The sequence below is a fragment of the Pseudomonas sp. GW456-12-1-14-TSB6 genome, from assembly GCF_059424205.1.
Genome location: NZ_JBWKZE010000014.1, coordinates 122993 through 134136 on the forward strand (window position 1 = coordinate 122993; position 11144 = coordinate 134136).

Annotated in this window: 11 protein-coding genes; 4 read left to right on the forward strand and 7 right to left on the reverse strand. The window is 63.2% G+C overall.

Features of this window, described 5'->3' with window-relative positions; all coding sequences use genetic code 11:
* The first annotated feature begins 126 nt into the window (after positions 1 to 126).
* The 3 genes from AC07Y2_RS15345 (at position 127) to AC07Y2_RS15355 (ending at position 2557) form a co-directional block, all read left to right on the forward strand.
* Positions 127 to 531, forward strand: coding sequence for a hypothetical protein (locus tag AC07Y2_RS15345; protein ID WP_103386284.1), 405 nt, complete (start codon positions 127 to 129; stop codon positions 529 to 531).
* 39 nt (positions 532 to 570) lie between these two features.
* Positions 571 to 987 (forward strand): organic hydroperoxide resistance protein, encoded by a 417-nt coding sequence (locus tag AC07Y2_RS15350; RefSeq protein WP_039771053.1) that lies wholly within the window; start codon positions 571 to 573, stop codon positions 985 to 987.
* Between the two features lie 136 nt (positions 988 to 1123).
* Positions 1124 to 2557: a catalase gene (locus tag AC07Y2_RS15355; RefSeq protein WP_064595648.1), complete on the forward strand. Its 1434-nt coding sequence runs from the start codon at positions 1124 to 1126 to the stop codon at positions 2555 to 2557.
* A gap of 75 nt (positions 2558 to 2632) precedes the next feature.
* On the opposite strand, the gene AC07Y2_RS15360 is transcribed toward AC07Y2_RS15355, so the two are convergent.
* The 3 genes from AC07Y2_RS15360 to AC07Y2_RS15370 all read right to left on the reverse strand — a co-directional run bounded on the left by AC07Y2_RS15360 (position 2633) and on the right by AC07Y2_RS15370 (position 5816).
* Entirely contained in the window at positions 2633 to 4051 is a 1419-nt protein-coding gene (locus AC07Y2_RS15360) for an aldehyde dehydrogenase family protein (RefSeq protein ID WP_103386285.1), read from the reverse strand.
* Between the two features lie 65 nt (positions 4052 to 4116).
* Complete coding sequence (locus AC07Y2_RS15365) at positions 4117 to 4866, reverse strand: creatininase family protein (protein WP_064595644.1); 750 nt, start codon at positions 4864 to 4866, stop codon at positions 4117 to 4119.
* 134 nt (positions 4867 to 5000) lie between these two features.
* Positions 5001 to 5816, reverse strand: a complete 816-nt coding sequence (locus tag AC07Y2_RS15370; RefSeq protein WP_103386286.1) for an AraC family transcriptional regulator — start codon at positions 5814 to 5816, stop codon at positions 5001 to 5003.
* 133 nt (positions 5817 to 5949) lie between these two features.
* Between AC07Y2_RS15370 and AC07Y2_RS15375 the strand changes: the two genes are divergently transcribed.
* Positions 5950 to 7161 (forward strand): MFS transporter, encoded by a 1212-nt coding sequence (locus tag AC07Y2_RS15375; protein WP_103386287.1) that lies wholly within the window; start codon positions 5950 to 5952, stop codon positions 7159 to 7161.
* A gap of 46 nt (positions 7162 to 7207) precedes the next feature.
* Here AC07Y2_RS15375 and AC07Y2_RS15380 read toward each other — a convergent pair whose 3' ends face one another.
* The 4 genes from AC07Y2_RS15380 to AC07Y2_RS15395 form a co-directional block, all read right to left on the reverse strand.
* Positions 7208 to 7984, reverse strand: a complete 777-nt coding sequence (locus tag AC07Y2_RS15380; protein ID WP_103386288.1) for an alpha/beta fold hydrolase — start codon at positions 7982 to 7984, stop codon at positions 7208 to 7210.
* Between the two features lie 24 nt (positions 7985 to 8008).
* The gene (locus AC07Y2_RS15385) at positions 8009 to 8518 is read right to left on the reverse strand and encodes a cytochrome P460 family protein (protein WP_103386289.1); all 510 of its coding nucleotides are present in this window, start codon (positions 8516 to 8518) and stop codon (positions 8009 to 8011) included.
* A 24-nt stretch (positions 8519 to 8542) separates the two neighbouring features.
* The gene (locus AC07Y2_RS15390) at positions 8543 to 9586 is read right to left on the reverse strand and encodes an alpha/beta fold hydrolase (RefSeq protein WP_103386290.1); all 1044 of its coding nucleotides are present in this window, start codon (positions 9584 to 9586) and stop codon (positions 8543 to 8545) included.
* Positions 9587 to 9672: 86 nt separating this feature from the next.
* Positions 9673 to 11019, reverse strand: a complete 1347-nt coding sequence (locus AC07Y2_RS15395) for an epoxide hydrolase family protein (protein WP_103386291.1) — start codon at positions 11017 to 11019, stop codon at positions 9673 to 9675.
* Positions 11020 to 11144 lie beyond the last annotated feature (125 nt).

The window sequence follows — 11144 nt, forward strand, 5'->3', positions numbered from 1 at the left end:
AACGCATAACTGGCAGTCATTCGGCTGTGAAGGCAGGCTTGAATCTCACCGCTGAACGCCAGGCCACCTGCAAATCTTTCCGGCAGCCGCGCTCAGTCGAACGATGGTTTTGCGAGGGATTCGACCATGGCTGAAGGTTATCGCCACACTTGCCTGTGCGAGTCAGACCGGCTCGGCAACGACGAATTGTATGCCTTGGTTGCGGGCGCCGTCCGGCATGGCCGGGGTGAGGCGCAACAGCTGTTCGCGACGGTGACACCGTTGCTTATCGCCTTCTACGAAGGTCAGGTGCAGGCCGGGCGGATCCGTCGCGAAGACACCGGCAGCCTCGTTCAGCAAGCCTTCAGGGCGCTCTACCAGGAACAGGCCGCCCATGACCCGAGCTTTCCGTTTCGCGCCTGGCTGATCGAGATCGCCCGCTCGACCCTGCTCGACAATCTGGGCCATCGGGGCACTGACGCCGTGGCCACGGCCGACGCGCTGGCGGGTGCATCGGTACGTGAATGTCATGAACCCACACGGGCAACATGAACCGCCCTTTCGCTGTGAAATGCTTTTCAGGGAATGCCCATGATCGATATCGAAAAAACCCTCTACTCCGCGCATACCTGCACCACAGGCGGCCGCGAGGGCACAGGACGCAGTGACGATGGCCGACTGGATCTCAAGCTTTCACCACCGGGCGCGCCCGGCACCGGAACCAACCCCGAGCAATTGTTTGCCGTGTGCTGGTCGGCCTGTTTCCTCGGCTCGCTGCGCCACGCCTGCAATGCGCGCAAGATCGGTTTTCCTGCACAAGCGATGGTTGATGCGCAAGTCGATCTGGCTCATGGCGAGCACGGGTTCTTCCTGCAGGCCCGACTGGCGGTGTCGCTGCCGGATATCGAACCGCAAGTGGCGCTCCAGCTGATCGACGCAGCGCACCAGAACTGCCCCTACTCCAAGGCCACGCGCAACAACATCAAGGTCAGCATCACCCTCGCCTGATCCGTCTTTTGCCGACAGCAAAACGCCCAATCTTCCAACCACACCTTCGTACTATCCGGCGACACCAAGGTGCAATAGATCGCGCCCAAGGCTTTTGATGTGATGGCGGGAAACCGACAAAAGCCAGGAGTTGCGCATGAACAAGCTGACGACTGCCGCGGGCGCGCCCGTGGTTGATAACAACAACGTACAGACCGCCGGCCCCAGAGGCCCGATGCTGTTGCAGGACGTATGGTTGCTGGAAAAACTGGCGCACTTCGATCGGGAAGTCATCCCCGAGCGGCGCATGCACGCCAAGGGTTCCGGTGCGTTCGGCACCTTCACCGTCACCCATGACATCAGCCGCTTCACCAAGGCCAGACTGTTTTCCAGCGTGGGCAAGACCACCGATGTGTTCGTCCGTTTCTCGACCGTGGCCGGTGAGCGTGGCGCGGCGGATGCCGAGCGTGACATCCGCGGATTCGCCATCAAGTTCTATACCGAGCAAGGCAACTGGGATCTGGTGGGCAACAACACGCCGGTGTTCTTTCTGCGCGACCCGTTGAAATTCCCCGACCTCAACCATGCGGTCAAACGCGACCCGCGCACCAACATGCGCAGCGCGCGCAACAACTGGGATTTCTGGACCTTACTGCCGGAAGCGCTGCATCAGGTCACGATTGTCATGAGCGATCGTGGCCTGCCGCGCACCTACCGCCACATGCACGGTTTCGGCAGCCACACCTTCAGTTTCATCAGCCCGGCGAACGAACGTTTCTGGGTGAAGTTCACCTGGAAGACTCAACAAGGCATCGAGAACCTGACCGATCAACAAGCCGCGACACTGATCGGCGATGACCGCGAAAGCGCCCAGCGCGACCTGTACAACGCCATCGAGGAAGGCCACTTCCCGCAATGGAAGCTCTACGTACAAGTGATGCCGGAGCTGGACGCCGAGACCTACCCAATCAACCCGTTCGACCTGACCAAAGTCTGGCCCCACGCGGATTACCCGTTGATCGAAGTCGGCGTGCTCGAACTCAACCGCAACCCGGACAACTACTTCGCCGACGTCGAACAGGCGGCCTTCAACCCGGCCAACGTGGTGCCCGGCATCAGCTTCTCACCGGACAAAATGCTCCAGGCCCGCCTGTTCTCCTATGGCGATGCCCAGCGCTATCGCGTCGGCGTCAACCATCATCAGATCCCGGTGAACGCGCCGCGCTGCCCGGTCAACAGCTATCACCGGGACGGCCAGATGCGCACCGATGCGAACGCGGGAAGCACAATCGGCTACGAGCCCAACAGCTATGGCCAGTGGGCCGAGCAACCGGATTTCAGCGAACCGCCGCTGGCCCTCAAAGGCAGCGCCGGGCACTGGAATCACCGCGAGGACGACGACTACTTCTCGCAACCGGGCGCACTGTTCCGGGCCATGTCCCCCGCCCAGCAACAGGTCTTGTTCGAGAACACCGCGCGCTCGATCCATGGCGCCAGCGCCCAGACCCGGCAACGCCACATCGATAACTGCACCCAGGCCGATCCGGCGTACGGTGCGGGTGTTGCGCAGGCCATCGAAGCACTGGGCTGATCCGCAATGGCGTAAGCAAGGCAAGCAGGACAAGCAGGACAAGCAGGATTGATCCTGTTTGCCCTGCTGCCGTGGTCAGTCCTCTACGATGCTTTTCGCTTCAAGAAACGCCTCCAGCCCGGACACGCCAAATTCCCTGCCGATCCCCGACTGCTTGACCCCGCCAAACGGCGCGAGCAGCTCCGGTGCGATCCGGTTGATCAACACCGAACCGGCCTCCAGACGCGCAGCGATGCGTCGACCCCGTTCCGCCTCGCGGGTAAACACATAGGCCTGCAAACCGTAGACGCTGGCATTGGCGATGCGAATGGCGTGTTCTTCATCGTCATAAGCGATGATCGACAGCACCGGGCCGAAGATCTCTTCCCGGGCAATGTCCATGTCGTTGCTGACGTCGGCAAACACCGTGGGCTTGACGAAATAGCCCTGGCTCAGCCCGGCAGGACGGCCCTCCCCGCCGACGATCAATCGCGCGCCCTGCTCCAGCCCGCGCCGGATAAAACCCTGCACGCGATCAAACTGCGCCTGGTTGACCAACGGGCCGATGGCCGTCGCCGGATCATGGGGATTACCGACCACTATGGCGTCGACCAAGGCTCTTACCCGCTCGATCACCTGCGGCAGGAACGCGCGCGGCACCAACAGCCGTGTGCCGGCGACACAGGCCTGACCGTTGTTCATGAAGGCGGCATTCAGGGCCATGGGGATGGCCGCCTCGAGATCCGCGTCGTCGAGCACGATGGACGCCGACTTGCCGGTGAGCGACAGGCTCACCCGCTTCATGGTCTCGATACCCGCGCGGGCAATGAGTTTTCCGGTGGCGGTGGAACCGGTGAACGAAATCTTCGCGATGTGCGGGCTGGTGCTGATCTCGTCGCCCACTTCGCCGCCACGGCCCAAGACAATATTGATCACCCCGTTTGGCAGTTCCGCACGGTGCAAGGCGAGCGCGAGCACCTGGGTCTGCAACGGGCTGAGTTCGCTCGGCTTGATGACCGAGGCGCAGCCGCCGGCAATCGCCGCCGCCAGTTTGCTGCACACCGTACCGGCGGTGCTGTTCCAGGGGGCGAACAACGCGGACACCCCGACCGGTTCCATCACGACGCTTGCACGACCCACAGGCCGCACCAGCTCGTAGTTTTCGAGAATCTGCGCCGCGTTGGCGAAGGATTGCGAGGCGTACTGGCTGACCCATTGCGCACGGGCCAACGGTGCGCCGTATTCCTCGATAGCGGTGTCGCGTATCTCTTCGGTGCTCTCCAGCACCGCCGCCTGCAGGCGCTTGAGCATGTCGATGCGCTCGGCTTTCGAGGTGCGGCCCATCGTGACTTGCGCACGCTGGGCGGCGGCGATGGCTTGCCTGGCATCCTCGCGATTGGCCAGGGTGACCGTTCCGATGACGGATTCCGTCGCCGGGTTGATGCATTCGATCGTTTCGCGGCCCTGAACGGGCACGAACGCGCCATCGATGTAGCTGTGCTTGATAGTCCACATGGCGATTTTCCCAAGGGTTGAAACAGCAACGCCCGGAACATCCGGGCGTTGATCAGGGCGACGGTTCAGTCGGGTAATGACTCGCGGCTGAAGGCCTGCACCTCCTGCACCAGGCCACGAGCGGCCATTTCCACCAGTTGCCGGCCTTTTTCCGGCGAAGCCTGGGCCGGGTCCGAGCCCATGCGGCCGTCCGGGTGACGGGCACGGAAATCCGCCGCTTCCCGGATCGGCCCCCAATTGGCGATCTGTGGCGAGTAGTCGGCCGACTTGATGGAATCGGGGTAGGCCCATTGGGTCACGGCGATTTCCGAAGGCGTGGCATGAATGCCGTGGCCGGTCGGGAACTGCTCGCGCGCCAGCTCGTTGACCCCTTCCAGATCCCACCAGTTGCACAGCTTCAGGGCGAACCCGGCCTTGCGGCGGGCGAAACTCGCTTCGGCGTACAGCTCCGAAAACGCCGCTTCGATTGACGCGATGTTGCCGCCGTGGCCATTGAGGAAAAAGATCTTTTCAAAGCCGTGGGCGGCCAGCGAACGGGTCCAGTCGGCGATGGCGGCGATGAAGGTCGAAGGCCGGAGCGAGATGGTGCCGGGGAAGCCGAGGTGATGTTGCGCCATGCCGATGTTGAAGGTCGGGGCAATCAGGATGTCGGCGTTTTTCTGCGCTTCATGGGCGATGATTTCCGGGCACATCCAGTCGGTGCCCAGCAGGCCGGTCGGCCCGTGCTGTTCGTTGGAACCGATCGGGATGACGATGGTGCGGCTGCGTTCGAGGAATTGGGCGATTTCGGACCAGGTCGATAGGTATAAAAGCATCAGGATTCTCACTCTTCGAAGGTTCCTCGCGGAACGAGGCTGGGTGTTCAGTGCACCTGCAACAGCAGTGTCATTGATACCACCCGCCTCCCTTCGACGACAGAATACGAAGGTATCGGAATCGCCGAAACGCGCTAATCGCGAACGAGAAATTCACGGGGCGATTCGCCCATCACTCGCCTGAACATCGCACTGAAGGCACTCTGGCTGGCGTAGCCCAGATCCCGGGCAATCACCCCGACGGATTGCCCCTTGTCGAGCCGATCGATAGCGGTCGCCAGCCGTACCTGCTGCAGCCAGTGGCGGAAATTCAGACCGGTTTCATTGACGAACAGGCGTATCAGCGTGCGCGAACTGGCGCCGACCCGGTCAGCCCAGTAACCGATCGAATGGTCTTGTCCGGGGTCCTGCAGAATCGCCTCGCACACCGTGACCAGACGCCGATCCACCGGCCACGGCACTTCGATCGGCAACGTCCGCGCCGCCTGCAACTCACTGAGTATCAGGGCCACGATGTGTGCGTTACGGCCCTCCTGCGGGTATTCGATCGGTTGCTCGGCCAGGGCCAGAATCAACTCGCGCAGCAGTCCGGGGATCTCCAGTACTTTGCAGTGATGGCCCAGCTCTGCGCAGGCTTGCGGCTCGATGTAGATCGAGCGCATCTTGACCGCGCTCAGCATCAACTGGTCGTGGATCATTCCGGGCGGAATCCACAGCGCCCGTTTCGGCGGCAGGATCCACAAGCCGCGCTCGGTGGCCACCCGCATCACGCCGTTCGAGGCATACAGCAACTGCCCGTGCCGATGCACGTGCGGCTCGTTGTATTCGCCGGTGGCCTGATCACGCACCAGCACGGTCATCACTCGCGGCACGTCCTGATAATCGGGATAACGTTCGCTGCGCGGCGCGGAATCACGCTGGGCGATGATCTTGCGCACCTCCTGCTTCATCGCTGGAGTCTCCTGAAAACAGACCTTGATCGTGTTAAAGCGGCGATTGTCACTTTGGCGACAAACCCTGGCATTTGCCATGGCCGGCCGATTGTTAGCCTTGCGCTCATTGTTCATCAATGAGGCTTTTCCCATGGCAATCACCCGAAATCTCTCCGGCCACCAGCAGAGCGTCACGGCGGTGATCGGCCTGCTGATCCTGTCCATCGCCCTGCGGCCGCCGATCATTTCGGTGGGGCCGATTCTGCTGTTGATCCAGCAGCACTTCCAGTTGAGCTACACCCAGGCCGCGCTGCTGACTTCGATTCCCGACGTGTGCATGGGTGTGTTCGCGCTGGTGGTTCCGAGCCTGGCCAGTCGCTTCGGGATCGATCGCAGTGTGGTGGTCGCCCTGACGTTGTTGGGCGCCTCGACCTTGTTGCGGGCGATCTCGCCGAATGCACTCTTCCTGCTCGGCAGTACGTTCTTCGCCAGCATCGGCATTGCGGTTGCCGGCGCGATGACCGGCGCGTGGATCAAGACTCACTTTGCGCAACGCCCGGCGCTGTTCATGGGCATCTATGCCGGCGGCTTGAGTCTGGGCGCGACCCTCGCGGCGGTGCTCAGCGCACCGATTGCCGAGCTGGCGCAAGACTGGCGAGTCAGCGCCGGAGTCTGGAGCGTGCTGTGCCTCACCGCCATCGCCAGTTGGGTGTGGATGGCACGGCGTTTTGCGACACCGGTGCCAGTGGTGAAGTCGTCGCCCCAGAGCAAGCGTCTGCCCTGGGGCAATCCGCAGGCGTGGCTGATCGCGTTGAATTTCGGGGCCGGGCAATTCGTGGTCTATGCCCTCTTCGCCTGGATGGCGCCCGCCTCGGTGGAAGCGGCCACATCGAGTGTTTCCCCGGGCGTCCTGCTGGGCATTTTTACGGCGGTGTTCGCCGTGGCCAGCGTCGGTGCGGGGCTGATTCCGGGCAAGGCCCACGACCGGCGCGGTTTGCTTGGGCTGTCGGCGTTGCTGGCCCTGCTCGGGGTGGGCGGGATGGCGTTCCTGCCGGCGTACTGGCCGATGCTGTATGTGGTGCTCGCGGCCATCGGCCTGGGCATGGGCTTCACCGTGGCCATGACCTTGCCGCTGGATCACGCCCGCACCAGCGAACAGGCCGGATTGTGGACGGTGTTCATGTTGTTCATCGGTTACCTGATCGCCGCGCTCGGGCCGCTGCTGTTCGGTGCCCTGCGCGAATACGCCGGACACTACGGCCCGGCGTACACCTTGCTGTTCGCGGTACTGCTGTTGATGCTCGGCATCACCCCCCTGCTCAGACTGGCACCGGCAACATCGCCGCAGGTGTCCGTTGCCTGAGCGGGAAGTGACAGAGCTGCGACGCGCCTCGGCACGTCGCAGGGTTTCAGTTGGCTGCAGCGGCTTTTTCAATCAGCCGCGCCACCGGTGCCGGGTTCGACACCATCACCACGTGCGAGGCGCCCTTGACCACCTCGACGGCCCTGGCATCTGCACGCTTGGCCATGAACGCCATCGCCTGGGGCGGGATGTTCTTGTCCTTGTCGCCGTAGATGTACCACGACGGAATGTGCTTCCAGGCCGGCGTTCCGGCCTGCTCGTTCAGCGCCGCTTCGGTGACCGGACGTTGAGTAGCCGCCATCAGCGCCGCTTGTGCAGCCGGGACATCGGCGGCGAACTGGTCGTGGAACTTGCTCTGCTGGATGTACAAGTCCTTGCCGCCATCGGCCAGCGCAACGGGTGGCGCCAGCGTTGGCCCGAGGGTGCTGCCGGGAAACTTGCCGGCCAGCCCGGCGACGGTTTCACCGGCCTCTGGGGCAAACGCGCTGACGTAGACCAGCGCTTTGATATTGGCATGATCGTTGGCCGCATCACTGATGACGTTGCCGCCATAGGAATGACCGACCAGCACCACCGGAGACTGGATGCTGCTCAGCAAGGCCGATACCGCTGCGCCATCGCTCTTGACGCCGCGCAGCGGATTGGCGGCGGCGATCACCGTGTAGCCGTCCTTCTCGAGAATCTTCGCCACGCCGTTCCAGCTCGACGCGTCGGCAAATGCGCCGTGCACCAGCACGACCGTGGGTTTGGCGGTTTGGGCGAAGGCATTGGCGCCCAGGCACAGGCCCGCAGCGATGCTCAGTGCAATCAGTGTTTTTTTCATCTGGATGTTCCTCGTATGTCGGATTCAGGGAGCGTATCGAGTGAAGACAAAATCGTGGTTCTGCACCCGCGCCTGATGGCAGGCAAAGCAGGTCTGGTGCTGGGCTTCATCGGCGGGTTTGCCGTTAATGAAACGGCCGAATCCCCAGCCACCGGTCGAGGCGTATTTGCGCGAGTCCTTGACCATCACCTGAACGGTGGTGGCCGCCCCTGGAATCGAGGCCGGTTCGAATTCCGGCGACTGCACGTGTTTCCACGCCAGCTTCACCAGCACCGTGCCGTCGGGAAACGGCAACGTCGCGCTCTGGTAAGCCTTGATCGCCCGGTCATTGCCCAGCACCGCACGCAGTTCATCCAGCGGCGCGGCTTCCTGGGCCGGGGCAATCAGCGCCCACTGCCGATAGTTTTTCGGCAGCTTCACGCCGTAGATCGGCGAGGCATCGCCGTCATCGGCCTCGCCCAACGCGACACCGGTGGCCGCCAGTGCCGCGAGCGCAATGGCCGCTGGCAGCACGGCCCAATGGTTGAATTTCATGGTCGGATCCCCTTCGGCCGGCAATCAGAGATGATCGGCATCGATCACCGCCTGGGCGAACGCTTGCGGCGCTTCCTGCGGCAGGTTGTGGCCGATGCCGCCGCTGATCAGCCGGTACTCGTACTTGCCGGTAAAGCGTTTGGCGTAGGCCTCGGCCGGTGGGTGCGGCGCACCATTGGCGTCGCCTTCGAGGGTGATGGTCGGCACGCTGATCGAGGGGAATGCCGCCAGTTTTTTCTCCAGCGGATCGTATTGCGCTTCCCCTTTGATCAGCCCCAGGCGCCAGCGGTAGTTGAAGATCGACACGGCGACGTGATCCGGGTTCTGCAACGCGGCGGCGCTGCGCTCGTAAGTCGCGTCGTCGAAGTTCCACTTCGGCGAGGCCAGCTGCCAGATCAGTTTGGCGAAGTCGTGGGTGTTCTTTTCGTAGCCCAGACGACCGCGTTCGGTCGCAAAGTAAAACTGATACCACCACTGCAACTCCGCCGCCGGCGGCAGCGGCGTCTTGCCCGCTTCCTGGCTGCCGATCAGGTAACCGCTCACCGCCACCAACGCCTTCACCCGCTCGGGCCAGAGCGCGGCGACGATGTCGGCGGTGCGCGCGCCCCAGTCATAGCCGCCAAGCACGGCCTGTTTGATCTTCAGGGCGTCCATGAAGTCGATCAGATCTTTGGCCAGCGCCGCCGGCTGGCCGTTGCGCACGGTTTTGGCAGACAGGAAACGCGTGTCGCCATAGCCGCGCGCGTAAGGGATCAGCACCCGATAGCCTTTCTGCGCCAGTGCCGGCGCCACGTCGGTGTAGCTGTGAATATCGTAGGGCCAGCCGTGCAGCAGGATGACCACCGGACCGTCGGCGGGACCGACTTCGGCGTAGGACACGTCGAGCAATCCGGCCTTGACGTGTTTCAGCGCGCCGAACGAAACGTGGGTGCCGGCGGTAATGGCGTCGATCTTGCCGGCGGGCACTTCGGCGGCGCTGGCGAATGCCGAGGCGATGCCCAGCGCAAGCGCCAGGATCGAACCGGCGAGCACGCGCCGGGATGGGGTTACAGCGTTAGAGTCAGTCATGCCGGGTCTCCCTCGTGAACCGCCGGGGGGCGGTTCCGGGCTTTGTGGTCAAGGGCTTAGGGTTGAAGTGCTTGCGGATTGCAGGGTCAGCGGGCTGCCTGCGCAGTGGTCTTCTGCGCGGCCGCGCGCAGTGGCCGGAAGGCTTCGCGCAGTTCTTCGCTGAACAGTTGCGGTTGCTCCCATGCCGCGAAGTGACCGCCCTTGCTGACTTCACTGAAGTAGGCCAGCGACGGATAGGCGCGCTGCGACCAGACTTTCGGCGCGCGGTAGATTTCGTGGGGGAACACGGTGATCGCCACCGGCACCTTGATGTCGGCAGTCTTCTGCGCGGCGGCGCTGAAGTTATTGTTGTTGTTCTCCCAGTAGAAACGGGAGGACGACGCCCCGCTGTCGGTCAGCCAGTACAGGCTGATGTCATCGAGCATTTCATCGCGGCTCAGGACTTTCTCGGGCTGACCGTCGCTATCGGTCCACGCGGCGAATTTTTCATACATCCACGCTGCCGTGCCGGCAGGCGAATCGGCCAGCAGATAACCGATGGTCTGCGGTCGGGTCACCATCATTGCGCCGTAGGCGGCGTTGCGACCGAAGAACTGGCTGAGCGAATTGAAGGCCGTCACCTCCGGCGCGGTCAGCCCTGCCGGGGCCGGATCGCCGCTGTTGATCGGCTTGACCAGTTCCGGCGGCACGGTGGCCGGCATGTTCAGGTGGATGCCCAGCAAACCGGGCGGCGCCAGGCGACCCAGCGCATCGGAAATCACCGAGCCGTGATCGCCGCCCTGGGACACGTAATGGCTGTAGCCCAGACGTTTCATCAACACATCCCAGGCCTTCGCCACCCGGTCAGGCCCCCAGCCGAGCTCGGTCGGTTTGCCGGAAAAACCATGGCCGGGAATCGACGGGATCACCACATCGAACGAGTCCTCGACCTTGCCGCCATAGGCCACGGGATCGGTCAGCGGGCCGATGGTCTTGAGAAATTCGAACTGCGAACCCGGCCAGCCGTGGGTGAGGATCAGCGGCATCGCATTGGGATTGCGCGAACGCACGTGGATGAACTGGATGTCGACGCCGTCGATGGTGGTCACAAACTCCGGCAAGGCGTTGAGCTTCGCTTCAGCCTTGCGCCAGTCATAGCCGTCGCCCCAATACTTCACCAACGCCTGGACCTGCGCCAGTTGCACTCCCTGGGACACGTCGCCGACCGTTTCCTTGTCCGGCCAGCGAGTGTCGGCGATGCGTTTGCGCAGGTCGCTCAATTTCGCTTCGTCCACATGGATGGTGTACGGGCGAATGGCTTGCGCCGGATCCGCTGCCGGGGTCGCGGCCCAGACGCCGCTGCTGCCAGCGAGTACGGCAACGCCGAGCGCGCCGCCCCTGATGGATGACGCCAGGCAATGGCGCCAGGTAAGACCGGACGAAACCGCAACCATGATGGATCTCCTTGTAGTCATTATTCGAAAGGCATCGCCAATCGGATCAGACCACTGCGCTGGCACCGGGGCGATTACACGATGGTGTCGGTCGATACCTTGGTATGACGCGCAGGCCCGGCGTG

Bases quoted from the DNA above. Each gene is read 5' to 3' on its own strand.
- AC07Y2_RS15355 (WP_064595648.1), top strand. From the start codon at position 1,124: ATGAACAAGCTGACGACTGCCGCGGGCGCGCCCGTGGTTGATAACAAC.
- AC07Y2_RS15375 (WP_103386287.1), top strand. From the start codon at position 5,950: ATGGCAATCACCCGAAATCTCTCCGGCCACCAGCAGAGCGTCACGGCG.
- AC07Y2_RS15380 (WP_103386288.1), bottom strand. From the start codon at position 7,984: ATGAAAAAAACACTGATTGCACTGAGCATCGCTGCGGGCCTGTGCCTG.
- AC07Y2_RS15390 (WP_103386290.1), bottom strand. From the start codon at position 9,586: ATGACTGACTCTAACGCTGTAACCCCATCCCGGCGCGTGCTCGCCGGT.
- AC07Y2_RS15350 (WP_039771053.1), top strand. From the start codon at position 571: ATGATCGATATCGAAAAAACCCTCTACTCCGCGCATACCTGCACCACA.
- AC07Y2_RS15360 (WP_103386285.1), bottom strand. From the start codon at position 4,051: ATGTGGACTATCAAGCACAGCTACATCGATGGCGCGTTCGTGCCCGTT.
- AC07Y2_RS15395 (WP_103386291.1), bottom strand. From the start codon at position 11,019: ATGGTTGCGGTTTCGTCCGGTCTTACCTGGCGCCATTGCCTGGCGTCA.
- AC07Y2_RS15385 (WP_103386289.1), bottom strand. From the start codon at position 8,518: ATGAAATTCAACCATTGGGCCGTGCTGCCAGCGGCCATTGCGCTCGCG.
- AC07Y2_RS15370 (WP_103386286.1), bottom strand. From the start codon at position 5,816: ATGAAGCAGGAGGTGCGCAAGATCATCGCCCAGCGTGATTCCGCGCCG.
- AC07Y2_RS15365 (WP_064595644.1), bottom strand. From the start codon at position 4,866: ATGCTTTTATACCTATCGACCTGGTCCGAAATCGCCCAATTCCTCGAA.
- AC07Y2_RS15345 (WP_103386284.1), top strand. From the start codon at position 127: ATGGCTGAAGGTTATCGCCACACTTGCCTGTGCGAGTCAGACCGGCTC.